The sequence below is a fragment of the Escherichia sp. F1 genome (assembly GCF_046764225.1).
Classification (GTDB): domain Bacteria; phylum Pseudomonadota; class Gammaproteobacteria; order Enterobacterales; family Enterobacteriaceae; genus Escherichia; species Escherichia coli.
On the sequence record NZ_CP177202.1, the window covers coordinates 540,268 to 566,145 of the forward strand.

Annotated in this window: 26 protein-coding genes; 11 read left to right on the forward strand and 15 right to left on the reverse strand. The window is 52.4% G+C overall.

Annotation, left to right across the window (positions count from 1 at the left end; genetic code table 11):
* Positions 1 to 23: 23 nt before the first annotated feature.
* Together gltD and gltB are read right to left on the reverse strand one after the other, a co-directional pair.
* Positions 24 to 1,442 carry a glutamate synthase subunit GltD gene (gltD, locus tag ACK8NJ_RS02525; protein ID WP_247839816.1) on the reverse strand — a complete coding sequence of 473 codons (1,419 nt, stop codon included), beginning with the start codon at positions 1,440 to 1,442 and terminating at the stop codon, positions 24 to 26.
* A 12-nt stretch (positions 1,443 to 1,454) separates the two neighbouring features.
* Positions 1,455 to 5,915: a glutamate synthase large subunit gene (gltB, locus tag ACK8NJ_RS02530; RefSeq protein ID WP_411962502.1), complete on the reverse strand. Its 4,461-nt coding sequence runs from the start codon at positions 5,913 to 5,915 to the stop codon at positions 1,455 to 1,457.
* 674 nt (positions 5,916 to 6,589) lie between these two features.
* Between gltB and ACK8NJ_RS02535 the strand changes: the two genes are divergently transcribed.
* The 4 genes from ACK8NJ_RS02535 to mtgA all read left to right on the forward strand — a co-directional run bounded on the left by ACK8NJ_RS02535 (position 6,590) and on the right by mtgA (position 11,559).
* Positions 6,590 to 7,519 (forward strand): TIGR01212 family radical SAM protein, encoded by a 930-nt coding sequence (locus ACK8NJ_RS02535; RefSeq protein ID WP_328116506.1) that lies wholly within the window; start codon positions 6,590 to 6,592, stop codon positions 7,517 to 7,519.
* 95 nt (positions 7,520 to 7,614) lie between these two features.
* The gene (gene arcB / locus ACK8NJ_RS02540) at positions 7,615 to 9,951 is read left to right on the forward strand and encodes an aerobic respiration two-component sensor histidine kinase ArcB (protein WP_000809774.1); all 2,337 of its coding nucleotides are present in this window, start codon (positions 7,615 to 7,617) and stop codon (positions 9,949 to 9,951) included.
* Between the two features lie 229 nt (positions 9,952 to 10,180).
* On the forward strand, positions 10,181 to 10,834 hold the full coding sequence (elbB, locus tag ACK8NJ_RS02545; protein ID WP_001300411.1) for an isoprenoid biosynthesis glyoxalase ElbB: 654 nt from the start codon (positions 10,181 to 10,183) through the stop codon (positions 10,832 to 10,834).
* Positions 10,831 to 11,559: a monofunctional biosynthetic peptidoglycan transglycosylase gene (gene mtgA, locus ACK8NJ_RS02550; protein WP_000047073.1), complete on the forward strand. Its 729-nt coding sequence runs from the start codon at positions 10,831 to 10,833 to the stop codon at positions 11,557 to 11,559. The genes elbB and mtgA overlap by 4 nt, the downstream gene beginning before the upstream one ends.
* Here the strand turns inward: mtgA and yrbL are convergent.
* The 12 genes from yrbL to ACK8NJ_RS02610 form a co-directional block, all read right to left on the reverse strand.
* Positions 11,556 to 12,188 (reverse strand): PhoP regulatory network protein YrbL, encoded by a 633-nt coding sequence (yrbL, locus tag ACK8NJ_RS02555; protein ID WP_203139619.1) that lies wholly within the window; start codon positions 12,186 to 12,188, stop codon positions 11,556 to 11,558. The two genes, mtgA and yrbL, sit on opposite strands and share 4 nt — an antisense overlap.
* A gap of 212 nt (positions 12,189 to 12,400) precedes the next feature.
* Positions 12,401 to 12,673 carry a PTS phosphocarrier protein NPr gene (gene npr / locus ACK8NJ_RS02560; RefSeq protein ID WP_000216791.1) on the reverse strand — a complete coding sequence of 91 codons (273 nt, stop codon included), beginning with the start codon at positions 12,671 to 12,673 and terminating at the stop codon, positions 12,401 to 12,403.
* Positions 12,670 to 13,524, reverse strand: coding sequence for an RNase adapter RapZ (gene rapZ, locus ACK8NJ_RS02565; RefSeq protein WP_000243741.1), 855 nt, complete (start codon positions 13,522 to 13,524; stop codon positions 12,670 to 12,672). The genes npr and rapZ overlap by 4 nt, the downstream gene beginning before the upstream one ends.
* A 45-nt stretch (positions 13,525 to 13,569) precedes the next feature.
* Positions 13,570 to 14,061 (reverse strand): PTS IIA-like nitrogen regulatory protein PtsN, encoded by a 492-nt coding sequence (gene ptsN, locus ACK8NJ_RS02570; RefSeq protein WP_000183676.1) that lies wholly within the window; start codon positions 14,059 to 14,061, stop codon positions 13,570 to 13,572.
* Between the two features lie 117 nt (positions 14,062 to 14,178).
* The gene (gene hpf, locus ACK8NJ_RS02575) at positions 14,179 to 14,466 is read right to left on the reverse strand and encodes a ribosome hibernation promoting factor (protein WP_001176599.1); all 288 of its coding nucleotides are present in this window, start codon (positions 14,464 to 14,466) and stop codon (positions 14,179 to 14,181) included.
* 22 nt (positions 14,467 to 14,488) lie between these two features.
* Complete coding sequence (gene rpoN / locus ACK8NJ_RS02580; protein ID WP_000809051.1) at positions 14,489 to 15,922, reverse strand: RNA polymerase factor sigma-54; 1,434 nt, start codon at positions 15,920 to 15,922, stop codon at positions 14,489 to 14,491.
* 47 nt (positions 15,923 to 15,969) lie between these two features.
* Positions 15,970 to 16,695 carry an LPS export ABC transporter ATP-binding protein gene (gene lptB, locus ACK8NJ_RS02585; RefSeq protein WP_000224099.1) on the reverse strand — a complete coding sequence of 242 codons (726 nt, stop codon included), beginning with the start codon at positions 16,693 to 16,695 and terminating at the stop codon, positions 15,970 to 15,972.
* 6 nt (positions 16,696 to 16,701) lie between these two features.
* A complete protein-coding gene (gene lptA, locus ACK8NJ_RS02590; RefSeq protein WP_000669785.1) occupies positions 16,702 to 17,259 on the reverse strand; it encodes a lipopolysaccharide ABC transporter substrate-binding protein LptA in 558 nt (185 codons plus the stop codon).
* Positions 17,228 to 17,803 (reverse strand): LPS export ABC transporter periplasmic protein LptC, encoded by a 576-nt coding sequence (lptC, locus tag ACK8NJ_RS02595; RefSeq protein ID WP_000030537.1) that lies wholly within the window; start codon positions 17,801 to 17,803, stop codon positions 17,228 to 17,230. The genes lptA and lptC overlap by 32 nt, the downstream gene beginning before the upstream one ends.
* Positions 17,800 to 18,366, reverse strand: a complete 567-nt coding sequence (gene kdsC, locus ACK8NJ_RS02600; protein ID WP_000030006.1) for a 3-deoxy-manno-octulosonate-8-phosphatase KdsC — start codon at positions 18,364 to 18,366, stop codon at positions 17,800 to 17,802. Before kdsC ends, lptC begins: the two co-directional genes overlap by 4 nt.
* A 20-nt stretch (positions 18,367 to 18,386) precedes the next feature.
* The gene (gene kdsD, locus ACK8NJ_RS02605; protein WP_001295557.1) at positions 18,387 to 19,373 is read right to left on the reverse strand and encodes an arabinose-5-phosphate isomerase KdsD; all 987 of its coding nucleotides are present in this window, start codon (positions 19,371 to 19,373) and stop codon (positions 18,387 to 18,389) included.
* A 13-nt stretch (positions 19,374 to 19,386) separates the two neighbouring features.
* The gene (locus tag ACK8NJ_RS02610) at positions 19,387 to 20,364 is read right to left on the reverse strand and encodes a calcium/sodium antiporter (RefSeq protein WP_000922881.1); all 978 of its coding nucleotides are present in this window, start codon (positions 20,362 to 20,364) and stop codon (positions 19,387 to 19,389) included.
* Between the two features lie 209 nt (positions 20,365 to 20,573).
* On the opposite strand from ACK8NJ_RS02610, the gene mlaF reads away from it, so the two are divergent.
* From mlaF to murA, 7 genes are all read left to right on the forward strand, one after another.
* Positions 20,574 to 21,383, forward strand: a complete 810-nt coding sequence (gene mlaF / locus ACK8NJ_RS02615; protein WP_000438245.1) for a phospholipid ABC transporter ATP-binding protein MlaF — start codon at positions 20,574 to 20,576, stop codon at positions 21,381 to 21,383.
* 7 nt (positions 21,384 to 21,390) lie between these two features.
* Entirely contained in the window at positions 21,391 to 22,173 is a 783-nt protein-coding gene (gene mlaE / locus ACK8NJ_RS02620) for a lipid asymmetry maintenance ABC transporter permease subunit MlaE (RefSeq protein ID WP_000925795.1), read from the forward strand.
* A 4-nt stretch (positions 22,174 to 22,177) separates the two neighbouring features.
* Positions 22,178 to 22,729, forward strand: a complete 552-nt coding sequence (gene mlaD / locus ACK8NJ_RS02625) for an outer membrane lipid asymmetry maintenance protein MlaD (RefSeq protein WP_001296448.1) — start codon at positions 22,178 to 22,180, stop codon at positions 22,727 to 22,729.
* An 18-nt stretch (positions 22,730 to 22,747) separates the two neighbouring features.
* Positions 22,748 to 23,383 carry a phospholipid-binding protein MlaC gene (mlaC, locus tag ACK8NJ_RS02630; protein ID WP_000476484.1) on the forward strand — a complete coding sequence of 212 codons (636 nt, stop codon included), beginning with the start codon at positions 22,748 to 22,750 and terminating at the stop codon, positions 23,381 to 23,383.
* Complete coding sequence (gene mlaB, locus ACK8NJ_RS02635; RefSeq protein ID WP_001346697.1) at positions 23,383 to 23,676, forward strand: lipid asymmetry maintenance protein MlaB; 294 nt, start codon at positions 23,383 to 23,385, stop codon at positions 23,674 to 23,676. Before mlaC ends, mlaB begins: the two co-directional genes overlap by 1 nt.
* A 159-nt stretch (positions 23,677 to 23,835) precedes the next feature.
* Positions 23,836 to 24,090: a BolA family iron metabolism protein IbaG gene (gene ibaG, locus ACK8NJ_RS02640; protein ID WP_000429656.1), complete on the forward strand. Its 255-nt coding sequence runs from the start codon at positions 23,836 to 23,838 to the stop codon at positions 24,088 to 24,090.
* Positions 24,091 to 24,144: 54 nt separating this feature from the next.
* Positions 24,145 to 25,404 (forward strand): UDP-N-acetylglucosamine 1-carboxyvinyltransferase, encoded by a 1,260-nt coding sequence (murA, locus tag ACK8NJ_RS02645; RefSeq protein WP_000357259.1) that lies wholly within the window; start codon positions 24,145 to 24,147, stop codon positions 25,402 to 25,404.
* A gap of 47 nt (positions 25,405 to 25,451) precedes the next feature.
* Here murA and sfsB read toward each other — a convergent pair whose 3' ends face one another.
* Complete coding sequence (gene sfsB / locus ACK8NJ_RS02650; RefSeq protein WP_000445407.1) at positions 25,452 to 25,730, reverse strand: DNA-binding transcriptional regulator SfsB; 279 nt, start codon at positions 25,728 to 25,730, stop codon at positions 25,452 to 25,454.
* Positions 25,731 to 25,878: the final 148 nt, after the last annotated feature.

Consider the following 25,878-nt stretch of genomic DNA (forward strand, 5'->3'; position numbering starts at 1 on the left):
AGGAGGCGGCGCTGGGACAGAGCTTAAACTTCCAGCCAGTTCATAATGCCGTCTGCCGCCTTACGACCTTCGGCAATAGCGGTTACTACCAGGTCGGAACCACGGACAATATCGCCGCCAGCAAAGATTTTCGGGTTGCTGGTCTGGAAAGCGTTGTCGCTGCCTTCCGGGGCGATAATGCGCCCTTGCGAATCCAGCTCGACGCTGTGTTTTGCCAGCCATTCCATGCTGTGTGGACGGAAACCAAACGCCATGATCACCGCATCTGCCGGAACGATATGTTCGGAACCTGCAACGATCTCCGCGCGGCGACGGCCTTTGGCGTCCGGTTCGCCCATTTCGGTACGCACCATTTTTACGCCGCTGACTTTGCCGTTACCATTCACTTCAATACCCAGTGGCTGGACGTTGAATTTGAACTCTACGCCTTCTTCCCGCGCGTTTTTCACTTCGCGGCGGGAACCTGGCATGTTCTCTTCATCACGACGATAGGCACAGGTAACGTGCTTCGCCCCCTGGCGTACAGACGTGCGCACGCAGTCCATCGCGGTATCGCCACCGCCAAGTACTACCACGCGTTTGCCTTCCATGCTGACGAACGGTTCTTCACGAGTTTCGCCAAAGCCCATTAACTGTTTGGTGTTGGCGATGAGGAACGGCAGCGCTGCGTACACGCCATCGGCGTCTTCGTTTTCCAGCCCGCCGCGCATTGACTGATAAGTCCCGACGCCAAGGAACACGGCATCGTAATCACTCAGCAGATCGTCCATCTGCACGTCGCGGCCCACTTCGGTATTGAGTCTGAATTCAATACCCATGCCGGTGAAGATTTCACGGCGGCGCGTCATTACCTCTTTTTCCAGCTTGAAAGCCGGAATACCGAAGGTCAGCAGGCCGCCAATTTCCGGGTGACGGTCGAAGACGACTGCTTTTACGCCGTTGCGCGTCAGGACATCTGCACACGCCAGACCCGCCGGGCCTGCGCCGATAATCGCCACTTTTTTACCGGTCTGTTTCACGCCAGACATATCCGGACGCCAGCCCATTTCGAACGCTTTATCATTGATATAACGCTCAATGTTGCCGATGGTCACTGCGCCGAACTCATCGTTCAGGGTGCAGGAGCCTTCGCACAGACGGTCTTGCGGGCAGACACGTCCGCAAACTTCCGGCAGGGTATTGGTCTGATGCGACAGTTCTGCCGCTTCAAAAATACGCCCCTCGTTGGCGAGCTTCAGCCAGTTCGGGATGTAGTTGTGTACCGGGCATTTCCACTCGCAGTATGGGTTGCCGCACGACAGGCAGCGGTCAGCCTGCGCTTTGGCCTGGCCTTCGGAAAACGGCTCGTAAATTTCAACAAACTCAATTTTGCGGATCTTCAGCGGTTTCTTTGGCGGATCAACGCGCTGCAGGTCGATAAATTGATAAACATTCTGACTCATTGTTGCTACCCCTTACTGCGCCTGCACGCGCAACTCTGCTGCGCTACGACTACGGTGACCCAGCAGTGCTTTTACATCACTGGACTTCGGTTTAACCAGCGCGAATTTCGTGGCGAAGGTTGACCAGTTCGCCAGAATCTCTTCACCACGCTGGGAACCGGTATGCTGCACATGCTCGGTGATAAGTCCACGCAGATGCTCTTCATGGATCGCCAAATCGTCAACGCTTAATACTTCCACCAGTTCCGGGTTAACGCGTTTGCGGAAATCGCCGCTTTCATCGAGAACGTAAGCGAAGCCGCCGGTCATGCCCGCGCCGAAGTTAACGCCGGTTTTACCGAGAATACAGACAATACCGCCTGTCATATATTCACAGCCATTGTCGCCAATGCCTTCTACCACGGTGATAGCACCGGAGTTACGCACGCCGAAACGTTCACCCGCGCGGCCTGCGGCATACAGACGACCACCGGTCGCGCCATACAGGCAGGTGTTGCCGATAATGCTTGCTTCATGGCTGCGGAAGGCTGAGCCAACCGGAGGACGAATGGCGATTAAGCCGCCCGCCATGCCTTTACCAACATAGTCGTTGGCATCACCGGTCAGGTACAGTTCCACGCCGCCCGCGTTCCACACGCCGAAGCTCTGGCCTGCGGTGCCGTTGAAGTACGCTTTGATCGGATCGGCTGCCAGACCCTGATCGCCGTGCGTCTGGGCGATATAGCCTGAAAGCGACGCGCCGACAGAACGGTCGGTGTTGCGAATATCGAACCAGAAGGTTTTGCTCTGACGCTCATCGACAAACGGTTTTGCCTGTTGCAGCAACTGCGCGTTCAGCAGACCGTTATCAAACGGCGGGTTGTTTTCGGTGCAGTAAAGTGCCTTACCAGCATGCGGCTCGGCAGTCTCCAGCAGCTTCGACAGTGCCAGTTTCTGCTGTTTGGCGGTGAAGCCGTCCAGCTCTTTCAGCAGGTCGGTACGACCAATCAGATCTACCAGACGCGTTACGCCCAGCTGTGCCATCAGCTCGCGGGTTTCTCGGGCGATAAACTCAAAGTAATTCGTCACCTTGAACGGCAGGCCGTGATAGTGATTCTTACGCAGTTTGTCATCCTGAGTTGCTACACCCGTGGCGCAGTTGTTCAGGTGGCAAATACGCAGATATTTACAACCGAGCGCCACCATCGGGCCAGTGCCGAAGCCGAAGCTTTCTGCGCCGAGAATCGCCGCTTTGATGATATCGACACCCGTTTTCAGGCCGCCATCGACCTGCAAACGAATTTTGTGACGCAGACCGTTAGCAACCAGCGCCTGTTGGGTTTCCACCAGGCCGAGTTCCCACGGACAGCCTGCGTATTTCACCGATGAAAGCGGACTTGCGCCGGTGCCGCCGTCATAGCCTGCGATGGTGATCAAGTCCGCATAAGCTTTCGCCACGCCAGTCGCGATGGTGCCGACGCCCGGTTCGGACACCAGCTTCACGGAGATCATCGCTTTCGGGTTAACCTGCTTGAGGTCGAAAATGAGCTGCGCTAAGTCCTCGATAGAATAGATATCGTGGTGCGGCGGCGGGGAGATCAGCGTCACTCCGGGCACCGAATAGCGCAGTTTGGCGATGTAAGGAGTGACTTTGTCGCCCGGCAACTGACCGCCTTCGCCCGGCTTCGCGCCCTGGGCGACTTTAATCTGAATAACGTCGGCATTGACCAGATACGCCGGAGTAACCCCAAAGCGACCAGAAGCCACCTGCTTGATGCGCGACACTTTGTTAGTGCCATAGCGCGCCGGATCTTCGCCGCCTTCACCGGAGTTCGAGTTACCGCCGATGCTGTTCATCGCTTCCGCCAGCGCCTCGTGGGCTTCCGGGCTTAACGCGCCGATAGACATCGCAGCGGTATCGAAGCGTTTAAACAGTTCGCTTGCCGGTTCAACATCGGTAATGTTGACTGCGTTTTCACCCGGCGTAATTGCCAGCAGATCGCGTAGCGTGGTTGCCGGACGCTCATTAACCAGCTTCGCGTATTCCTGATAGTCGCTATACTCGCCGCTTTGTACCGCCTGTTGCAGCGTGCGCACCACGTCCGGGTTGTAGGCGTGGTATTCGCCGCCGTGCACATATTTCAGCAGGCCGCCCTGGCTGATGGGCTTACGCGCCAGCCAGGCACGTTTCGACAGATTCAGCAGATCCTGCTGGAAGTCTTCAAAGCTTGCCCCGCCAATGCGGCTGACCGCGCCCTGGAAGCACAGGCCCACTACATCATCGTGTAGACCGACCGCTTCAAACAGTTTCGAGCAGCGGTAAGAGGCGATGGTGGAGATGCCCATTTTGGACATGATTTTGTACAAGCCTTTGTTGATGCCGTTACGGTAGTTGAGCATCACGGTACGATAATCTTTGGCAATCGCATGGGTGTCTACCAGGCGGCCCAGCGTTTCATAGGCAAGGTATGGATAAATAGCCGTCGCACCGAAGCCCAGCAACACGGCGAAATGGTGCGGATCGCGGGCGCTGGCGGTTTCGACGATGATGTTGGCATCGCAACGCAGGCTTTGATCGACCAGACGGGTCTGGATCGCGCCAACCGCCATCGGAGCCGGAACCGGCAGGCGATCTTTAGCGATATTCCGGTCGGAGAGCACCAGCAACACGGTGCCGCTACGTACCATTTTTTCAGCTTTGTCGCACAGCTCTTTGACCGTCGCTTCGAGCGTGGTTTTAGTGACGTCAAAGGTGATATCCAGTGTATCTGCGCGGTAGTGCTCCTCTTTCATCGTCGTGAGCTGTTTGAAATCGGAGTAGAGCAGAATCGGCGATTTAAAACTTAAACGGTGCGCCTGGCCCTCTGCTTCACAGAAGACGTTCATTTCACGCCCGATGCTGGTGGCGAGCGACATAACATGCGCTTCACGCAGTGGGTCGATTGGCGGGTTGGTGACTTGGGCAAATTGCTGGCGGAAGTAATCGTAAATAATGCGCGGCTGACTGGAGAGCACGGCGAATGGGGTGTCGTCGCCCATCGAACCGACCGCTTCCTGACCGTTTTCGCCCAGTACGCGAATTACGGAGTCCAGCTCTTCCGCGCTGTAGTTAAACTGTTTCTGGTAGCTGGCAAGCGTGTCGTCGTCCAGTTCGCGGCTACCCACTTCTTCATCGGGCAGATCTTCAAACGGTACCAGTCGGCGGACGTTTTTCTCCATCCACTCTTTATATGGATGGCGGCTTTTCAGATCGTCATCAGTTTCTGCCGAGTGCAGAATGCGCCCACTGCGGGTGTCGATAACCATCAGTTCGCCTGGCCCCACGCGGCCTTTTTCGACCACTTCGTCAGGCTGATAATCCCAGATACCGACTTCAGAGGCGCAGGTGATGAGCTTATCTTTGGTGATGACGTAGCGCGCCGGACGCAGACCGTTACGGTCGAGGTTACAGGCGGCAAAACGACCATCGGACATCACGATGCCTGCCGGGCCATCCCACGGCTCCATATGCATGGAGTTAAAGTCAAAGAAGGCGCGCAGTTCCGGGTCCATATCCGGGTTGTTCTGCCAGGCAGGTGGCACTAATAGACGCATGGCACGGATGATATCCATCCCGCCTGCCAGCAGGAGTTCCAGCATGTTATCCATCGAACTGGAGTCAGAGCCGGTTTCGTTGACGAACGGCGCGGCGTCGTGCAGGTCAGGGATCAGCGGCGTCTGGAATTTATAGGTACGCGCACGCGCCCATTGGCGGTTACCGGTGATGGTGTTGATTTCACCGTTATGCGCCAGGTAGCGGAACGGCTGCGCCAGCGGCCAGCGCGGTACGGTGTTAGTGGAGAAGCGCTGGTGGAACAGGCAGATGGCCGATTCCAGACGCAGGTCCGCAAGATCCAGGTAGAAGCGCGGTAGATCCGCCGGCATACACAGACCTTTATAGATGTTCACCAGATTCGACAGGCTACAGACGTAGAAGTCTTTGTCGGCTTCGAGACGCTTTTCAATGCGGCGGCGGGCGATAAACAGACGGCGCTCCATATCGCGCGGACGCCAGCCTGCCGGGGCGTTCACAAAAATTTGCTCAATGCGTGGCAGAGAGGAGAGGGCGATTTCACCCAGCACGCCTTCGTTAGTGGGGACATCACGCCAGCCCACAATCGACAACGTTTCGCGTTGCAGCTCTTCTTCAACGATGCGGCGTGCGGCAGCAGCGAGTTCAGGATCTTTATTCAGGAATAGCATCCCGACGGCGTAGTTTTTTGCTAAACGCCAGCCGCGCTCCTGCGCAACGATGCGAAAAAAGCGATCCGGTTTTTGTAACAGCAAGCCGCAACCGTCACCGGTTTTACCATCGGCGAGAATCGCGCCACGGTGCTGCATGCGGGCCAGTGCGTGTATTGCAGTACGCACTACCTTGTGGCTAGGTTCGCCTTCTATGTGGGCGATCAGGCCGAAACCACAGTTATCCCTCTCAAGGGATTTATCGTACAACATATCGTGAACCTCCCCCAGGCTCTGCGGGAACCCCACTTCCGAACCGCTGCGCACGGGCACAGAAAGAGCGTGGCGACGGGGGTTGCGTGTCATACGCGCGCCTCGCATTCGCCCCCTTGTTGTCCTTTTCGCATCGGTTAATACGGTGAAGAGGGGATCTCAATTACTGCATAAATATGATGAGCAGGCTGCTCATCCAGAAAGCTTCCAGCGGATTTCCAACTTATCGGGAAAGCTGATACAGGTCAAATGGCAAGCTTATTGGTACAGAAATGTGCTTTAGCGCAAAATTCTTTATTAATTTGCTGAAATTAAAGTGGATTTTCTATTTAAGGCTAAAAGGGGCGTCGTTAGAGAAACAGTCAATTCCTGACTGTCATAAAGGCGTGTTAACCCTTATCCTACCTTGAACTGACGAGAAAGCCAGCATTTTATACTGCTTTAATTGGTAATGGCATTTTATGCTACTGTTTTTGCCTAAAATCCATAAGGAGATAAAAAAATCTGACACAAGATAAGCAAAAATGATTTATGTGATCATGCATGAAATTTCGGTAATTTTGATTGATTATGCAGTTGATAAAAGCAGGCCGGGACGATTGATCCAGGTCATCGCCGAATTGAGCTAAAAATGGCAGGCTTTGGCCTCTTTTCAAGGCGCGGTCTATCAGATTATGCAGTTACAGAAATTAGTCAATATGTTTGGTGGTGATCTCACCCGTCGTTATGGGCAAAAGGTGCATAAGTTGACGCTGCACGGCGGTTTTAGCTGCCCTAACCGTGACGGTACCATCGGGCGTGGTGGCTGCACATTCTGTAATGTTGCCTCGTTTGCCGATGAAGCGCAGCAGCATCATTCCATTGCCGAGCAACTGGCGCACCAGGCGAATTTAGTTAACCGCGCTAAACGCTATCTGGCCTACTTTCAGGCGTATACCAGCACCTTTGCGGAAGTTCAGGTGCTGCGTTCTATGTATCAGCAGGCGGTGAGCCAGGCCAATATTGTCGGTTTGTGTGTTGGTACCCGCCCGGACTGCGTGCCGGATGCGGTGCTGGATCTGCTTTGCGAATATAAGGACCAGGGTTACGAAGTGTGGCTGGAGCTGGGGCTACAAACCGCCCACGACAAAACGCTGCATCGCATCAATCGCGGTCATGATTTTGCCTGTTATCAGCGCACGACGCAGCTGGCGCGTGAGCGTGGGCTGAAGGTGTGTTCTCACTTAATTGTCGGCCTGCCTGGCGAAGGGCAGGCTGAATGTTTGCAAACGCTGGAGCGAGTGGTTGAAACTGGCGTGGACGGCATAAAGCTGCATCCGCTGCATATTGTGAAAGGCAGCATTATGGCGAAAGCCTGGGAAGCGGGGCGTTTGAACGGTATTGAACTGGAGGATTACACGCTCACTGCCGGAGAAATGATTCGCCATACGCCACCGGAAGTGATCTACCACCGCATTTCCGCCAGCGCCCGTCGCCCGACGTTGCTTGCTCCGCTGTGGTGCGAAAATCGATGGACGGGAATGGTCGAGCTGGATCGCTATCTGAATGAACATGGCGTACAAGGATCGGCGCTGGGACGCCCGTGGCTACCTCCAACGGAGTAGACCATTGAGGGGAATTCCGCATTTCTCACACAATTTATAACGTAACTGTCAGAATTGGGTATTATTGGGGCAGGTTGTCGTGAAGGAATTCCCTAATGAAGCAAATTCGTCTGCTGGCGCAGTATTATGTTGACCTGATGATGAAGTTAGGTCTGGTGCGCTTCTCAATGCTGCTGGCGCTGGCCCTTGTTGTACTCGCCATTGTGGTACAAATGGCAGTGACCATGGTGCTGCATGGTCAGGTCGAAAGCATTGATGTTATTCGTTCTATCTTCTTTGGTTTGCTGATTACGCCGTGGGCGGTCTACTTTCTATCGGTGGTCGTCGAGCAACTGGAGGAGTCACGGCAACGTCTGTCACGGCTGGTGCAAAAACTGGAGGAGATGCGCGAGCGCGATTTGAGCCTCAACGTTCAGTTAAAAGATAATATTGCCCAGCTAAATCAGGAAATCGCCGTTCGTGAAAAAGCGGAAGCAGAACTGCAGGAAACCTTCGGCCAACTGAAAATTGAAATTAAAGAGCGTGAAGAGACACAAATTCAGCTCGAACAGCAATCCTCATTCTTACGTTCCTTTCTTGATGCTTCACCCGACCTGGTTTTTTATCGTAACGAAGATAAAGAGTTTTCCGGCTGTAACCGCGCGATGGAGCTGCTGACCGGAAAAAGCGAAAAACAACTGGTTCACCTGAAACCTGCTGATGTTTACTCACCGGAAGCCGCCGCAAAAGTCATTGAAACCGATGAAAAAGTGTTCCGTCATAATGTGTCACTGACCTATGAACAGTGGCTGGATTACCCGGACGGGCGCAAAGCCTGTTTTGAAATCCGTAAAGTGCCGTACTACGACCGCGTGGGTAAACGTCACGGTTTGATGGGTTTTGGTCGCGACATTACCGAGCGTAAGCGGTATCAGGATGCGCTTGAACGCGCCAGCCGCGACAAAACGACGTTTATTTCCACCATCAGTCACGAATTGCGTACACCGCTGAATGGTATCGTCGGCCTGAGCCGCATTCTGCTGGATACCGAACTCACCGCCGAGCAGGAAAAATATCTCAAAACCATCCATGTTTCGGCCGTCACGCTCGGGAATATCTTCAACGATATTATCGACATGGATAAGATGGAACGGCGTAAGGTCCAGCTTGATAATCAGCCGGTTGATTTCACCAGCTTCCTTGCCGATCTGGAAAATCTCTCCGCATTGCAGGCGCAACAAAAAGGATTGCGCTTTAATCTGGAGCCTACGCTGCCATTACCGCATCAGGTCATTACCGACGGGACGCGTTTACGGCAGATCCTGTGGAATCTCATCAGTAACGCCGTCAAATTCACCCAGCAAGGCCAGGTTACTGTGCGCGTGCGCTACGATGAAGGCGATATGCTGCATTTTGAAGTGGAAGACTCTGGTATCGGCATTCCGCAAGATGAGCTGGATAAAATCTTCGCCATGTATTACCAGGTGAAAGACAGTCATGGCGGTAAACCTGCCACCGGCACCGGTATTGGTCTGGCCGTTTCTCGTCGTCTGGCGAAAAATATGGGCGGCGATATTACGGTTACCAGCGAACAGGGCAAAGGTTCAACCTTTACGTTGACGATCCACGCACCGTCGGTAGCAGAAGAGGTTGATGATGCGTTTGATGAAGACGATATGCCTTTACCGGCGCTGAATGTGCTGCTGGTGGAAGACATTGAACTGAACGTGATTGTCGCGCGTTCTGTGCTGGAAAAATTAGGTAACAGCGTTGATGTCGCCATGACCGGCAAGGCGGCGCTGGAGATGTTTAAACCGGGCGAATACGACCTGGTATTGCTGGATATTCAGTTGCCAGATATGACCGGGCTGGATATCTCTCGTGAACTGACGAAGCGTTATCCGCGCGAGGATTTACCGCCGCTGGTGGCCTTAACCGCTAACGTGCTGAAAGACAAGCAAGAGTACCTCAATGCTGGAATGGATGATGTGCTGAGTAAGCCGCTTTCTGTTCCGGCGCTAACCGCGATGATCAAGAAATTCTGGGATACCCAGGATGATGAGGAGAGTACGGTGACGACAGAAGAGAACAGTAAATCAGAAGCATTGCTCGATATTCCCATGCTGGAACAGTATCTCGAACTTGTAGGACCGAAGCTGATCACCGACGGGTTAGCGGTGTTTGAGAAGATGATGCCGGGCTATGTCAGCGTGCTGGAGTCGAATCTGACGGCGCAGGATAAAAAAGGCATTGTTGAGGAAGGACATAAAATTAAAGGTGCGGCGGGGTCAGTGGGGTTACGCCATCTGCAACAGCTGGGTCAGCAAATTCAGTCTCCTGACCTTCCCGCCTGGGAAGATAACGTCGGTGAATGGATTGAAGAGATGAAAGAAGAGTGGCGTCACGACGTAGAAGTACTGAAAGCGTGGGTGGCAAAAGCCACTAAAAAATGACCCCGGCTAGACCGGGGTGCGCGAATACTGCGCCAACACCAGGGAAATCTTGGCTGCGCCGTAAATTATTATGATGAGTTACAAGGGCACAGCACTGTTTTTCAGGCCGCACGCAGTTAAGATAGCAAAACTTAAATGATTTGTTACATGAATCAGTTAAATGTGTGATGCGTAGCATTTTTATTAAAAAAATTAATGTGTTTCAGTCAATTGCGAAAGGATGATCACAATGAAGAAAATTGGCGTAATTCTGAGCGGATGCGGCGTCTATGACGGTTCTGAAATTCATGAAGCGGTGTTGACGTTGTTAGCTATTTCACGCAGCGGTGCGCAGGCGGTCTGCTTTGCACCGGATAAGCAGCAGGTTGATGTTATCAACCATTTAACGGGCGAAGCGATGACGGAAACGCGCAATGTGCTGATTGAAGCGGCACGAATAACGCGCGGTGAAATCCGTCCTCTGGCCCAGGCCGATGCCGCTGAACTGGATGCGTTGATTGTGCCGGGGGGTTTTGGCGCGGCGAAGAATTTAAGCAATTTTGCCAGTCTTGGTAGCGAATGCACCGTTGACCGTGAATTAAAGGCGCTGGCACAAGCGATGCATCAGGCCGGAAAACCGCTTGGTTTTATGTGTATTGCCCCGGCGATGCTGCCGAAAATTTTCGATTTCCCGCTGCGTTTGACCATCGGTACTGATATCGATACCGCAGAAGTGCTGGAAGAGATGGGCGCGGAGCATGTGCCGTGTCCTGTCGATGATATCGTGGTTGATGAAGACAATAAGATTGTCACCACCCCGGCATATATGCTGGCGCAGAACATTGCAGAAGCGGCGAGCGGCATTGATAAGCTGGTTTCCCGCGTGCTGGTCCTGGCGGAATGAGTAAAAGCCGCTTAACGGTGTTTAGTTTCGTTCGCCGTTTTCTTCTGCGGTTAATGGTTGTCCTCGCCGTTTTCTGGGGCGGGGGCATCGCGTTGTTTAGCGTTGCGCCTGTTCCTTTCTCAGCGGTAATGGCCGAGCGACAAGTCAGCGCCTGGCTGCATGGCAATTTTCGTTACGTGGCACATTCTGACTGGGTCAGTATGGATCAAATTTCGCCGTGGATGGGACTGGCGGTGATTGCCGCAGAAGATCAGAAGTTTCCTGAGCACTGGGGCTTTGATGTCGCCTCCATTGAGCAAGCCCTGGCCCACAACGAGCGCAATGAAAACCGTATTCGCGGTGCGTCAACGATTTCTCAGCAGACAGCCAAAAATCTCTTTTTATGGGATGGGCGTAGCTGGGTTCGAAAAGGGCTGGAAGCTGGATTAACGCTGGGGATAGAAACTGTCTGGAGCAAAAAGCGTATCCTGACGGTTTACCTGAATATCGCCGAATTTGGCGACGGTGTGTTTGGCGTCGAAGCTGCGGCACAACGTTATTTCCACAAACCCGCGAGCAAACTTACCCGCTCGGAAGCTGCATTACTGGCAGCTGTATTACCTAATCCACTTCGTTTCAAAGTCTCCGCGCCATCGGGCTACGTGCGTGGCCGTCAGGCGTGGATTTTACGGCAGATGTATCAGTTAGGCGGTGAGTCGTTTATGCAACAGCACCAGCTTGATTAAGCTTCGCGCGAAGTGAGGGCCAGCGTTTTGCTCTCACGAGGTTGCAGATCTTTCTGCAGGGCAATAGCCAGCGCCGGTTGGGCGATAAATCGTTTCCATAACCGCTCTTGCTTACGCAGACAACACCGCTTCGACCAGGTCGCCAGTGGAATCAATGTGCTTTCACCAATGTTGTCGCAGACGACGGGGATAACCTCTGACTCACTGATGCGGTGACAGAGGATATTCTGCGGCTTCAGCGACATCGTCACGATACGGTTATCCTGCAAATAACGCTTCAGCTGTTTCAGTAACTGGCGCAGTTGTGCAATGTCTTCTTCGTAACGGCATTGTTCTGCAAATTCGGTCAGCGTAATGGAAGGCTTGCCGTCGAAATCGGCAATCACATCGTAGACATAACCGGTTCCGCAATCCGTCTCAACGGTACCGTGATAGCGCGGTATTCCACTCCAGTCTTTTAACCGGCGACCAAGATGCGCGTAGTACTTTAACTCACGGCGGATCTCTTTATCGCCACCATCGCCACGATGGTAGACAATCTTGATACAGCGTTGGGCATCTTCCGGATGCGCATAACATTTCCGATGTCTTCCGGTGCCCAGGGGACTTTGTTCAGATAAGCGAATCATGCCATCTCCTGGAAATATTTTCTGACGATCTCCAGTATGGTCGATTAACTTAAACGAAACCTAAACAATGCTTCTTAAGGTTTTCTTAAGGTTCTTCTGAAAGTAAAAAGCGCACGAAATGTACAATTGACGTTGATTGAGAACGATTTCAGTACGCGCTTTTCTTATTGCCGGGGGAGCTTGAAGGGATTTGAATGTCAAAGTGATGAAGATTAATCTTCATCAAAACCAGAGTTAAAGAGGGCGATAACGGCGGCCAGTGCTTCCTCTTCCTGTGGGCCGGTCGCTTCAACTTCAATCTGCCGTCCTTTGGCAGAATCCAACATCAGCAGCGCAATAACGCTGTTGGCTTCGGCCTCGGTGCCTTCGTCATTACGTAACAGCACTTCTGCGTCAAAACCTTGCATTAATTCAAACAGCTTCATTGCAGGCCGGGCATGCATGCCCAGCTTGTTTGTGATTTCAACAGTTTGCTTGACGGTCATGGTTTACGTTTTTCCAGCGTACGATGGCGTGACTGGACGTTTTTACCGCGCGAGCGGAAGTAGTCTGCCAGTTGCTCTGCAATATACACCGAACGGTGCTTCCCGCCGGTACAACCAATGGCGACCGTCAAGTAGCTACGGTTGTTGGTTTCCAGCATAGGTAACCATAGCTCAAGATAGCTTCGCGTCTGGTAGATAAAATTGTGTACTTCTGTGTGGCGGTCGAGGAACGCGGCGACAGGTTTATCAAGACCTGTCATTGGACGCAGTTTCGGATCCCAGTGCGGGTTCGGCAAGAAGCGCACGTCAAAGACGTAATCTGCATCGATAGGGATACCGTGTTTGAAGCCGAAAGACTCAAAGACCATGGTCAGTTCGCGTTCACGTTTACCCAGCAGACGGGTACGCAGCATTTCAGCCAGCTCGTGAACGGACATTTCTGAGGTATCGACAATCAGATCCGCTCGCGAACGCAGAGGCTCCAGCAAATCGCTTTCTTTGTCGATAGCACTTTCCAGCGACAGGTTTTTGCTGGAAAGCGGATGCAGTCGGCGCGTGTCACTGTAACGACGAATTAAGGTATTACGGTCGGCATCCAGGAACAGTAGTTGCGGTGAGAAAGCGTCAGGCAGGTTACTCATCGCCTGTTCGAATATTTCTGGTGACTCCGGCATATTACGAACATCAATGCTGACGGCGGCAGAAATCTCGCGATCGGCCAGGGTTCGAGCCAGATCGGGTAACAACACTACGGGAAGGTTATCCACGCAGTAAAAACCCATATCTTCCAGCGCACGCAGGGCGACAGATTTACCTGAACCTGAACGTCCGCTGACGATCATCAGTACCATGTACTGTTTCTCCTCACAACGTCTAAAAGAGACATTACCGAATAACTACGCTTCATCCGGAGTACCTTCGGTATCCGTAATGATTTGATACAGCTCTTCATCGCTCTGGGCTGCGCGTAAACGGCGGCAGATGGTTTTGTCCGCCAGACGTTTCGCCACCAGTGACAGAGTATGCAGGTGCGTTTTAGTTTGGTCTGCCGGCACCAGCAGGGCAAAAAGTAAATCCACCGGTTGGTTGTCGATGGCATCGAAAGCTATAGGCGTTTCGAGCTGAACGAAAACGCCAACGGCGCGCAGAGTATCTTCTTCCAGTTTGCCATGCGGAATAGCAATACCATTGCCGATACCGGTACTGCCCATTTTTTCCCGCGTCAGGATAGCTTCAAAAACCACCTGAGGCGGCAGACTAAGTTGTTTCGCCGCCAGCTCGCTGATGATTTCCAGGGCGCGTTTTTTGCTCTGACAGTGGACGCGGCTTCGCGTACATTCCCTGTTAAGAACACTGCTAAGCTGTAGAGTTGTATCATTATTTGTCATAATTTCACCTAAGAACCTGCCCACTCAAACAGTGGAACAGGCTCGGAGCATTAACCGTACAAATGGCCCGTTGTGCCGCACAACAGGCCGCCATGCACATGCTAATTGCCCGGACAATTAGTGTTGTTTCAGTTTATCTTTATGTTTGGTCAACTGGCGTGCCAGCTTATCAATTAAGCCATCAATGGCAGCGTACATGTCCTGACCTTCCGCGCTGGCATGAATTTCACCACCGTTTACATGCAGTGTTGCATCTGAGGTGTGGGTGACTTTCTCCACTTTCAGAACAACATAGACCTGGTTGATTCGGTCAAAATATTGCTCAAGTTTGGCAAATTTGGCTGTAACAAATTCGCGCAGTGCCTCGGTGATCTCGACGTTATTTCCGGTAATGTTGAGCTGCATAGTGTCTTCCTTATCGGTTGGGTCAAACGAGCTGTTTACGCTGGTTTGACGGCGGAATGGATAAAGACTCTCGGTACTTCGCAACAGTGCGGCGTGCCACCATGATACCTTGTTCCGACAGCAAAGAGGTTAACTTGCTGTCGCTCAATGGTTTCGCTGGGTTTTCCGCCGCGATTAATTTCTTCACCAGCGCACGAATCGCCGTGGAGGAAGCTTCGCCGCCGCCCTCGGTATTGACGTGACTGGAAAAGAAATACTTCAGTTCAAAAATGCCTCGTGGACTATGCAGGTATTTTTGCGTGGTCACGCGAGATATCGTCGATTCATGCATTTCGACAGCCTGGGCGATATCGGCCAGTACCATCGGTTTCATATATTCTTCACCTTGCTCAAAGAAGGCTTGCTGCTGTTCAACGATACAGCGACTCACGCGCAGTAGCGTATCGTTACGGCTTTCCAGACTCTTGATCAACCATTTGGCATCCTGCAGATTGCTGCGGATAAACTGGCTATCACCATCGTTGCGCGCGTTATTGCACATCGAGGCGTAGTGCTGGTTGATTTGCAGACGCGGAATGCTGTCACTGTTGAGTTCTACCGTCCAGTGACCGTTATGCTTACGCACCAGCACATCTGGAATGACATACTCAGGTTCGCCAGTCTGGATCGACTGCCCGGGGCGCGGATCGAGCGACTGGATCAGATTGACGGCTTCTTTCAGCACATCTTCTTTCAGACGCGTGACGCGCATTAAAGTGCGGAAGTCGTGATTGGCTAACAGATCGAGATGATCGCTAATAATCAGTCTGGCCTCTTCCAGCCACGGCGTGGTTTTATCGAATTGGGAGAGTTGGATAAGCAGGCAGTCACGCAGATCTTTTGCCGCCACACCGACCGGATCAAACCGTTGGATCCGCTTAAGGACGGCTTCAACCTCGTCGATGTCGATCTCTTCATCGCCCATACTTTCGAGAATATCTTCCAGCGGGACAGTCAGATAACCGGTGTCATCAACGGCATCGACGATAGAGGTAGCAATAGCGCGGTCAGTGTCGGAAAACGGTGTCAGCTCGACCTGCCACATCAGGTAATCCTGCAAGGTCTGCGTCGTTTCGCCCTGATAGACCGGCAGCTCGTCGTCAATGTAGTCACCGCTGGTGCCGGATGGTGTACCAGCGGTGTAAATGGTGTCCCAACTGGCATCGAGCGGCAGCTCTTCCGGCATCTCTTTTTGTTCGAGCGCGTCGGCGGTGTCCAGCGTTTCACTGTCTTGCGTTTCGCGGGTGTCGATTTCTTCATGAGTGTCGATTTGCTCAAGCAGCGGATTACTCTCCAGTGCCTGCTGTAGCTCCTGCTGAAGTTCCAGCGTCGACAACTGCAACAGACGAATTGCCTGTTGGAGCTGTGGCGTCATCGCCAGTTGTTGGCTAAGCCTGAGTTGCAAACCTTGCTTCATGTTCAGAATCGTACTCTCCTGCTAAAACGTCGCAAACTTCTACCCTATCAGAGTCTGAAGTCTTCCCCAAGGTATACACGCTTAACGTGTTCGTCTTGTAAGATTTCCGTAGGCGTGCCGTGGGCGATCAAATGCCCCTGACTGACGATATAAGCGCGTTCACAAACCGCCAGTGTTTCACGCACGTTGTGGTCAGTGATCAGTACGCCCAGGCCGCTGTCGCGCAGGTGCTCAATGATGCGTTTAATGTCGATAACCGAGATCGGGTCAACCCCGGCAAACGGTTCGTCGAGCAGAATAAATTTCGGATTCGCAGCCAGTGCGCGGGCAATTTCTACACGGCGACGTTCACCCCCGGAGAGTGACTGCCCCATGCTGTCACGCAGGTGCTCAATGTGAAACTCTTCCATCAGCTCGTTCGCGCGGTCTTCACGTTGTTCAGCAGACAAGTCGTCACGAATTTGCAGTACCGCCATCAGGTTATCGTAAACGCTGAGGCGACGGAAAATGGAGGCTTCCTGTGGCAGATAGCCGATACCGCGGCGCGCGCGTGCATGCAGAGGCAGCAGACTGATATCGTCATCATCAATAATGATGTTGCCCGCATCGCGCGGCACAATGCCTACAACCATGTAGAAAGTGGTGGTCTTACCGGCACCGTTTGGCCCCAGCAGACCGACAATTTCCCCGGAGTTGACGGTCAGGCTGACGTCTTCTACCACGCGACGGCCTTTATAGGCTTTTGCAAGGTTCTTTGCAGTTAATGTTGCCATAACGAATTAATTACCCTTCTTCTGTGCCGGGGTCTGGCCTTTGTTGTTTTTGTCCTGCAGCTGCGACGGCACCAGAACGGTGGTTACGCGCTTACCTTTGTCGCTGAAAGCCTGCATTTTCTGCTCTTTCACCAGGTAAGTGATCTTATCGCCCTTAATGTTGCTATCGACCTGCTGCAGATAAGCATTACCCGTCAGAACGACAAAATCTTTTGCCAGTTCGTAGTGCATCTGGGAAGCGTGACCTTCAACGGGTTTACCATTGTCCTGCATCTGGTAGAACGTTGCCGGTTTACCGTAGCCGTCAATCACTTCTTTACCTTGTTCGCCGCCCGGACGGGTAACGACCACTTTGTCGGCATTAATTTTGATGGTGCCCTGGGTGACGATGACATTACCGGTAAAGGTAACCACGTTGCCTTGCATATCAAGAGATTGCTGGTCCGATTCAATGTGGATCGGCTGATCAGTGTCTCCGGTTACGGCAAATGCCGGAATGCTGGCGGCCAGAAGTGAGCTGGCAAGCACAAGATTAAGGCTGAGTTTGTTTGTTTTGAATTTCATAGGATGTTCTAACCTTTTCAATCAGCTCGGCGTTCTTGCTGCGTAAGTTGCCGCGCATTTTCAGACCGCTGGAGTTAAATGTTGTTCCGTATAACGTGACGAGGTCTTCAGAGGTAACATCCTGCGTCACCAGATTGATCTGCGCGTTATCCGTCGTGATTCTGCGAAGTTGAGAGTCCGGCACAAGTGCGTTGACTTCAACGTGTCCATATAAATAGAGCATCCGGTCATTGGTCAGCTTGGCTTTATCTGCTTTTACGGACCATGTCGGGATTTTATCCTTATCAAACGTGGTAAGTACCGGCTGCGTAAACCACGAAACGGCCTGATCGGAATAATATTCAACATGTTGAGCAATCAATCGATAGCTTAGTGCCCCTTCTGGGTTATAGACGAGCGTGTCCGTATGCTCGCTTTTATAGGTGGGATCATTGTTGTTGACGACCACCTGGGCGGTATCGTCTTTTTCGGCCATATTAATGCCGATCATCACCAGAACCGCCAGTGATAGCACAATGATAACCCAACGTCTGGCTTTACTCATATCGATTGCCCTTTGGCTTCATCCAGTTTGCCCTGCGCCAGGAGTAATAAGTCGCAAACTTCACGCACTGCACCACGACCGCCAGCAATGCGCGTCACGTAATCGGCGCGCGGGAGCAACAGTGGATGCGCATCGGCCACGGCGACGCTTAAACCCACTTTTTCCATTACCGGCCAGTCGATGAGATCATCGCCGACATAAGCCACATTTTCCGGGGCAATCGCCAGTTTTTCCAGCAAATCGCTAAAGGCGATCAGTTTGTTTGACTGCCCCTGATACAAGTGAGTGATCCCCAATGTGGCACAACGATCTTCTACCAGTTTAGCCTTTCGCCCGGTAATGATAGCGACTTCAATATCAGAGGTGAGCGCACAACGAATGCCATAACCGTCACGAACATTGAACGCTTTCAGCTCTTCGCCATTATTGCCCATATAAATCAGGCCATCTGACAGTACGCCATCGACATCGAGGATCAGCAGACGAATGTTCTCTGCTTTTGCTATAACGTCGGCGCTGACAGGGCCGTAACAGGTCGCAAGCGACGCACCTGCTTTGCTCATTGTTGTTTATCCTTGAATCTTTACACTACGCCTGCACGCAGTAAATCATGCATATGTAACACACCGAGTAAATGGTCGCCATCGGCAACCATCACGGAGGTGATATGGCGGGACTGCATTAAGTTCAGTGCCTCAACGGCCAGAATGCCAGGGCGCACGCGTATTCCCCCCGGCGTCATAACATCGGCAATACTTAACTGACGAACATCCACGCCCATATCGAAGACACGGCGTAAATCACCGTCGGTAAAGATGCCTTCAATCATCATATTGTCATCGCAAATGACAGTCATACCAAGATTTTTGCGGGTAACTTCCAGCAATGCGTCACGCAGACTGGCCGTTTTCTTAACATGCGGGATCTCATCGCCCGTATGCATAATATCGTTTACGCGCAGCAGAAGTTTACGACCCAGTGCGCCGCCTGGATGTGAGAGCGCAAAATCTTCGGCAGTAAAGCCGCGTGCTTTTAACAGCGCGACAGCGAGGGCATCGCCCATAACCAGCGTGGCGGTGGTGCTGCTGGTCGGTGCCAGCCCTAACGGACAGGCTTCTTTCGCTACTTTAACACACAGATGCACATCTGCGGCGCGCGCCATGCTGCTCTCCGGGCGACCGGTGATGCAGATTAACGGTACGTGAAGACGCTTAAGCACTGGAATTAAGGCCGTGATTTCGCTGGATTCACCTGAGTTAGAGATAGCAATCACCACATCCTGTGGGGTGACCATGCCTAAATCACCATGCGCGGCTTCACCGGGATGGACGAAAAATGAAGGTGTACCGGTGCTGGCAAACGTTGCCGCCATTTTGCGCCCGATGTGCCCCGATTTCCCCATCCCCATGACGACAACTTTCCCTTTACACCAGAACATCTTTTCACAGGCAAGCGTGAAATTCTGATTGATGTATTGATCAAGCTCCGCTAGGCATTCACGTTCAATCGCCAGGACTTCTTTACCTGCTTGCTGAAAGTCAAAACCCGGTTGTAACTCTACGTGCGACATAATGCGTTTCCAGTTATTCAACGAGTATTGGCGATAACCAGTACAACATCGCCAGCCATACGATAAATCCGCCAGTTAATAATACCCCTACACCACGGCCCGATTGCGGGGAGCGCCGCCAGCACAGCAACGCAAAAATAATGCTCACCAGCAACATCACGCTGTAGTCACGACTGTACGCCAGTGGATCAATCTCTCCTGGCGTTATCAGCGCGGGTAAACCCAACACGATGACAATATTAAAAATGTTTGCGCCAATGATATTTCCGACAGCAATGTCGTTTTCACCTTTGCGAACCCCCGCTATTGCGGTTGCCAGTTCCGGCAGGCTGGTTCCGATAGCAATTGCCGTCAGACCCATCGTCAACTCGCTGATGGCAAAGTAATTCGCCAGCACCGTGGCGTTATCAACCACCATCCGCGTGGCCACTGGCATGATGATAAGCGCAATGCCGAGCCATAAAAACGCGACGGGCAATCCACCTTCACGCGGCAGCTCTGCAAGCTGCTCTCTGGTCAGACTGTCAGTCCCCTGACGTTCAGCCTGACGTGCAAGTTTAACAATGAACAGCAGCCATAGCACAGCCAGAAAGAGGAGAAAGATACCATCGCTGCGACTAAGTTGTCCGTCATAGAGTACGGAACCGGCCACCACGCTGACCAACAACATTAAGGGTAATTCACGGCGTAGAACATCAGAATGGACGGTAAAAGGACGAACCAGCGCAGCCAGACCGAGGATCAGCAATATATTGATAATGTTTGAGCCGAGGGCTGTACCAACGGCTAAATCGCGTTGTTCGTGCAAAGACGCGGCAAGCGAGACGATGATTTCTGGTAACGATGTACCAATACTGACCACCGTCATGCCGATGATCAGCGGCGGGATGCCAAAGGTTCGGCAAAGAATAGACGCGGCAAAAACCAGGCGGTCGGCACTGTAAACGACCAAAAGTAAACCAACAATTAACAGTGCCGTAGCTAAAAGCATCTAACGTCCTTTCTTCAGGTATACTCGCCGGTCCGCTGAAGATTTTCAGAAAGCCGTAACGGATTCTTAATTTTGACTTTATGCGGCTAAAAAGTAAAACAAATGCCAGCTTTCGCTAACCACGGCGGGTAATATTCTGTAAATATGTTGGGTTCAAGGTTAAATTGAGCGCCATGCTTAGAAAATCAACGCAAGACGAAGGGTGAATTATGGAGCAGTCTGTGGCGAATTTAGTCGATATGCGCGATGTCAGTTTTACGCGTGGCAATCGCTGCATCTTCGATAATATTTCCCTGACCGTGCCGCGAGGGAAGATCACGGCGATCATGGGGCCATCGGGCATCGGTAAAACGACGCTACTCCGTCTGATTGGCGGGCAAATCGCACCAGATCATGGTGAGATTCTTTTCGATGGTGAGAATATTCCGGCGATGTCTCGTTCGCGCCTGTATACAGTGCGCAAACGGATGAGCATGTTATTTCAGTCCGGGGCGTTGTTCACTGATATGAACGTATTTGACAACGTCGCCTATCCACTGCGCGAACATACTCAACTTCCCGCGCCATTGTTGCATAGTACGGTGATGATGAAGCTGGAGGCCGTGGGGCTGCGTGGAGCGGCTAAACTAATGCCTTCTGAACTTTCCGGTGGGATGGCGCGGCGTGCAGCGCTGGCGCGTGCGATTGCGCTGGAGCCGGATCTCATCATGTTTGATGAGCCCTTTGTTGGGCAAGATCCCATCACCATGGGCGTACTGGTGAAGCTGATTTCTGAGCTGAACAGCGCGCTGGGTGTGACTTGTGTGGTGGTTTCTCACGATGTGCCGGAAGTGTTAAGTATTGCCGATCACGCCTGGATCCTGGCGGACAAAAAAATTGTCGCTCATGGCAGTGCCCAGGCGTTGCAGGCGAATCCTGATCCACGCGTACGTCAGTTTCTGGACGGGATAGCTGACGGGCCTGTTCCGTTCCGCTATCCTGCCGGCGATTATCACGCTGATCTTTTACCAGGGAGTTAAGCCACTCATGCTGTTAAATGCGCTGGCGTCGCTCGGACATAAAGGGATTAAAACCCTGAGAACGTTCGGGCGGGCCGGGTTAATGTTATTCAATGCGCTGGTCGGCAAACCGGAATTTCGCAAACATGCGCCGCTGCTGGTGCGCCAGCTCTATAATGTCGGCGTCCTGTCGATGCTGATTATTGTAGTTTCTGGCGTGTTCATCGGAATGGTGTTGGGGCTGCAAGGTTATCTGGTTCTGACCACTTATAGTGCGGAAACCAGTCTGGGTATGCTGGTGGCGTTATCGCTACTGCGTGAACTGGGGCCGGTGGTTGCCGCGTTGTTGTTTGCCGGGCGTGCTGGTTCGGCGCTAACCGCAGAAATCGGCCTGATGCGCGCTACAGAGCAACTCTCCAGTATGGAGATGATGGCGGTGGATCCGCTGCGTCGGGTTATTTCTCCCCGTTTCTGGGCTGGGGTTATTTCATTACCACTGTTGACGGTTATTTTCGTCGCCGTGGGGATCTGGGGCGGATCTCTGGTCGGCGTCAGTTGGAAAGGCATTGATAGCGGGTTCTTCTGGTCGGCAATGCAAAATGCCGTCGACTGGCGTATGGATCTGGTCAACTGTCTGATTAAGAGCGTGGTGTTCGCCATCACGGTGACGTGGATTTCGTTGTTTAACGGCTACGACGCCATCCCGACGTCTGCCGGGATTAGCCGGGCAACCACTCGCACCGTTGTCCACTCGTCTCTGGCTGTTCTGGGGCTGGATTTTGTGCTGACCGCATTGATGTTTGGGAATTGAGTTCATGCAAACGAAAAAAAATGAAATTTGGGTGGGTATCTTTTTATTAGCAGCACTACTGGCGGCGCTGTTTGTTTGCCTGAAGGCGGCGAACGTGACGTCCATACGTACTGAACCGACCTACACGCTTTATGCGACGTTCGATAACATTGGCGGCCTGAAAGCGCGCTCTCCGGTCAGCATTGGTGGTGTTGTTGTGGGCCGGGTGGCGGATATTACGCTGGACCCGAAAACCTATCTGCCGCGCGTAACGCTGGAAATTGAACAACGTTATAACCACATTCCTGATACCAGTTCGCTGAGCATTCGTACTTCCGGCCTGCTGGGGGAACAATATCTGGCATTAAACGTCGGTTTTGAAGACCCGGAACTGGGGACTGCTATCCTGAAGGATGGCGATACAATTCAGGACACCAAGTCTGCGATGGTGCTGGAAGATCTTATTGGTCAGTTCCTTTACGGTAGTAAAGGCGATGACAATAAGAATAGTGGCGATGCGCCAGCTGCTGCGCCAGGTAATAATGAAACCACTGAACCTGTGGGTACAACGAAATAATTTCAGGAGAACCGACGCATGTTTAAACGTTTAATGATGGTCGCTTTGCTGGTGATTGCACCGCTGAGTGCGGCAACCGCGGCAGACCAGACCAATCCGTATAAGCTGATGGACGAGGCGGCGCAGAAAACGTTCGATCGCCTGAAGAATGAGCAACCGCAAATTCGGGCCAACCCGGATTATCTGCGTACCATTGTCGATCAGGAACTGTTGCCATACGTACAGGTGAAATACGCCGGTGCGCTGGTGCTGGGCCAGTATTACAAGAGTGCGACCCCTGCTCAACGTGATGCTTACTTTGCCGCTTTCCGTGAGTACCTGAAGCAGGCTTACGGTCAGGCGCTGGCGATGTATCACGGTCAAACCTATCAGATTGCGCCAGAACAGCCGCTGGGCGATAAAACCATTGTGCCTATTCGCGTTACCATTATTGACCCGAATGGCCGCCCGCCGGTGCGCCTAGACTTCCAGTGGCGTAAAAACTCCCAGACGGGCAACTGGCAGGCTTACGACATGATTGCTGAAGGCGTCAGTATGATCACCACCAAACAAAACGAGTGGGGAACGCTGCTGCGTACCAAAGGTATCGACGGCCTGACTGCACAACTGAAATCGATTTCTCAACAGAAAATCACTCTGGAAGAGAAAAAATAATGAGCGAGTCACTGAGCTGGATGCAGACGGGTGACACGCTGGCGTTATCCGGAGAGCTGGATCAGGACGTTCTGCTACCGCTTTGGGAAATGCGTGAGGAAGCGGTGAAGGGGATTACCTGCATCGATCTTAGCCGTGTGTCCCGCGTGGATACGGGTGGACTGGCACTGCTGCTCCATCTTATCGATCTGGTGAAAAAGCAGGGCAACAACGTGACGCTTCAGGGGGTAAACGATAAAGTGTATACCCTGGCGAAATTGTATAATTTGCCTGCTGATGTTCTGCCTCGTTAAATTTTTTCAGGCCGGATATGGTGTTAACCGCCTGTCCGGCAAACCTGCCTGCAAGTCGAGCCTTGTCTGATTTATCAGCGAGGCTTTTTGCTTATTTATGCCAGCGCAACTTTGCTCTAAGATGTTTCGCTGGTTTATTAACTGATGATTGAAGATCCCATGGAAAATAATGAAATTCAGAGCGTGTTGATGAACGCTCTCTCCCTCCAGGAAGTCCACGTTTCCGGCGATGGCAGCCACTTTCAGGTTATTGCCGTGGGTGAGTTGTTTGACGGCATGAGTCGGGTTAAAAAACAGCAGACGGTCTATGGCCCGCTGATGGAATATATTGCGGATAACCGCATTCATGCTGTGTCGATCAAAGCGTATACCCCTGCGGAGTGGGCGCGCGATCGCAAACTGAACGGCTTTTGAGCTATGGGCGATTCGCCGGTAGCGGATATGAATTGTTAACTGAGAACAAACTAAATGGATAAATTTCGTGTTCAGGGGCCAACGAAGCTCCAGGGCGAAGTCACAATTTCCGGCGCTAAAAATGCTGCTCTGCCTATCCTTTTTGCCGCACTACTGGCGGAAGAACCGGTAGAGATCCAGAACGTCCCGAAACTGAAAGACGTCGATACATCAATGAAGCTGCTAAGCCAGCTGGGTGCGAAAGTAGAACGTAATGGTTCTGTGCATATTGATGCCCGCGACGTTAATGTATTCTGCGCACCTTACGATCTGGTTAAAACCATGCGTGCTTCTATCTGGGCGCTGGGGCCGCTGGTAGCGCGCTTTGGTCAGGGGCAAGTTTCACTGCCTGGCGGTTGTACGATCGGTGCACGTCCGGTTGATCTACACATTTCTGGCCTCGAACAATTAGGCGCGACCATCAAACTGGAAGAAGGTTACGTTAAAGCTTCCGTCGATGGTCGTCTGAAAGGCGCACATATCGTGATGGATAAAGTCAGCGTTGGCGCAACGGTGACCATCATGTGTGCTGCAACCCTGGCGGAAGGTACCACGATTATTGAAAACGCAGCGCGTGAACCGGAAATCGTCGATACCGCGAACTTCCTGATTACGCTGGGTGCGAAAATTAGCGGTCAGGGCACCGATCGTATCGTCATCGAAGGTGTGGAACGTTTAGGCGGCGGTGTCTATCGCGTGCTGCCGGATCGTATCGAAACCGGTACTTTCCTGGTGGCGGCGGCGATCTCTCGCGGCAAAATTATCTGCCGTAACGCGCAGCCAGATACTCTCGACGCCGTGCTGGCGAAGCTGCGTGACGCTGGAGCAGACATCGAAGTCGGCGAAGACTGGATTAGCCTGGATATGCATGGCAAACGTCCGAAGGCTGTTAACGTACGTACCGCGCCGCATCCGGCATTCCCGACCGATATGCAGGCCCAGTTCACGCTGTTGAACCTGGTGGCAGAAGGGACCGGCTTCATCACCGAAACGGTCTTTGAAAACCGCTTTATGCATGTGCCAGAGCTGAGCCGTATGGGCGCGCACGCCGAAATCGAAAGCAATACCGTTATTTGTCACGGTGTTGAAAAACTTTCTGGCGCACAGGTTATGGCAACCGATCTGCGTGCATCAGCAAGCCTGGTGCTGGCTGGCTGTATTGCGGAAGGGACGACGGTGGTTGATCGTATTTATCACATCGATCGTGGCTACGAACGCATTGAAGACAAACTGCGCGCTTTAGGTGCAAATATTGAGCGTGTGAAAGGCGAGTAATTGTCTGAGAGCTGGCAGCCCCGTTCGCGGGGCTACCGCCAGACCACTCATTTTTTCGGTTTAGTGTAGCTACGCATCAACTGCGTTCTGTCGATAAACTCATGGGTCTGCGGATCATGGTAGCGAGATGGCCAGATAATCCAGGGGTCAGTACCCAGGGCTTTCGCAATAATCATCTCTCCTTTCGGCCAGGGGCGCGATAATGCGTTCGCCAGCGTTGAGGAACTCAAACCATTTCTGCGAGATTCCGCCGCCATTGACGTTCCCTTCTTGCGCAAACCCGCAATGATGTCAGCGGGATGCCAGTCAATGAAATTACTTTCCATCTTTCCTCACTCCTTAAGTTAGTCGCTTTCATTCAGAACACTTCTTCTGTCGAGCATCACTATACTCCTGATGGCCTATTGCTCTAAAAAGTTCCTGTAAAGAGTGTGAATATTCAGAATATATAAAGATGTACAGCCCTATTTTTCA

Bases quoted from the DNA above. Each gene is read 5' to 3' on its own strand.
- gltD (WP_247839816.1), bottom strand. From the start codon at position 1,442: ATGAGTCAGAATGTTTATCAATTTATCGACCTGCAGCGCGTTGATCCG.
- gltB (WP_411962502.1), bottom strand. From the start codon at position 5,915: ATGTTGTACGATAAATCCCTTGAGAGGGATAACTGTGGTTTCGGCCTG.
- ACK8NJ_RS02535 (WP_328116506.1), top strand. From the start codon at position 6,590: ATGCAGTTACAGAAATTAGTCAATATGTTTGGTGGTGATCTCACCCGT.
- arcB (WP_000809774.1), top strand. From the start codon at position 7,615: ATGAAGCAAATTCGTCTGCTGGCGCAGTATTATGTTGACCTGATGATG.
- elbB (WP_001300411.1), top strand. From the start codon at position 10,181: ATGAAGAAAATTGGCGTAATTCTGAGCGGATGCGGCGTCTATGACGGT.
- mtgA (WP_000047073.1), top strand. From the start codon at position 10,831: ATGAGTAAAAGCCGCTTAACGGTGTTTAGTTTCGTTCGCCGTTTTCTT.
- yrbL (WP_203139619.1), bottom strand. From the start codon at position 12,188: ATGATTCGCTTATCTGAACAAAGTCCCCTGGGCACCGGAAGACATCGG.
- npr (WP_000216791.1), bottom strand. From the start codon at position 12,673: ATGACCGTCAAGCAAACTGTTGAAATCACAAACAAGCTGGGCATGCAT.
- rapZ (WP_000243741.1), bottom strand. From the start codon at position 13,524: ATGGTACTGATGATCGTCAGCGGACGTTCAGGTTCAGGTAAATCTGTC.
- ptsN (WP_000183676.1), bottom strand. From the start codon at position 14,061: ATGACAAATAATGATACAACTCTACAGCTTAGCAGTGTTCTTAACAGG.
- hpf (WP_001176599.1), bottom strand. From the start codon at position 14,466: ATGCAGCTCAACATTACCGGAAATAACGTCGAGATCACCGAGGCACTG.
- rpoN (WP_000809051.1), bottom strand. From the start codon at position 15,922: ATGAAGCAAGGTTTGCAACTCAGGCTTAGCCAACAACTGGCGATGACG.
- lptB (WP_000224099.1), bottom strand. From the start codon at position 16,695: ATGGCAACATTAACTGCAAAGAACCTTGCAAAAGCCTATAAAGGCCGT.
- lptA (WP_000669785.1), bottom strand. From the start codon at position 17,259: ATGAAATTCAAAACAAACAAACTCAGCCTTAATCTTGTGCTTGCCAGC.
- lptC (WP_000030537.1), bottom strand. From the start codon at position 17,803: ATGAGTAAAGCCAGACGTTGGGTTATCATTGTGCTATCACTGGCGGTT.
- kdsC (WP_000030006.1), bottom strand. From the start codon at position 18,366: ATGAGCAAAGCAGGTGCGTCGCTTGCGACCTGTTACGGCCCTGTCAGC.
- kdsD (WP_001295557.1), bottom strand. From the start codon at position 19,373: ATGTCGCACGTAGAGTTACAACCGGGTTTTGACTTTCAGCAAGCAGGT.
- ACK8NJ_RS02610 (WP_000922881.1), bottom strand. From the start codon at position 20,364: ATGCTTTTAGCTACGGCACTGTTAATTGTTGGTTTACTTTTGGTCGTT.
- mlaF (WP_000438245.1), top strand. From the start codon at position 20,574: ATGGAGCAGTCTGTGGCGAATTTAGTCGATATGCGCGATGTCAGTTTT.
- mlaE (WP_000925795.1), top strand. From the start codon at position 21,391: ATGCTGTTAAATGCGCTGGCGTCGCTCGGACATAAAGGGATTAAAACC.
- mlaD (WP_001296448.1), top strand. From the start codon at position 22,178: ATGCAAACGAAAAAAAATGAAATTTGGGTGGGTATCTTTTTATTAGCA.
- mlaC (WP_000476484.1), top strand. From the start codon at position 22,748: ATGTTTAAACGTTTAATGATGGTCGCTTTGCTGGTGATTGCACCGCTG.
- mlaB (WP_001346697.1), top strand. From the start codon at position 23,383: ATGAGCGAGTCACTGAGCTGGATGCAGACGGGTGACACGCTGGCGTTA.
- ibaG (WP_000429656.1), top strand. From the start codon at position 23,836: ATGGAAAATAATGAAATTCAGAGCGTGTTGATGAACGCTCTCTCCCTC.
- murA (WP_000357259.1), top strand. From the start codon at position 24,145: ATGGATAAATTTCGTGTTCAGGGGCCAACGAAGCTCCAGGGCGAAGTC.
- sfsB (WP_000445407.1), bottom strand. From the start codon at position 25,730: ATGGAAAGTAATTTCATTGACTGGCATCCCGCTGACATCATTGCGGGT.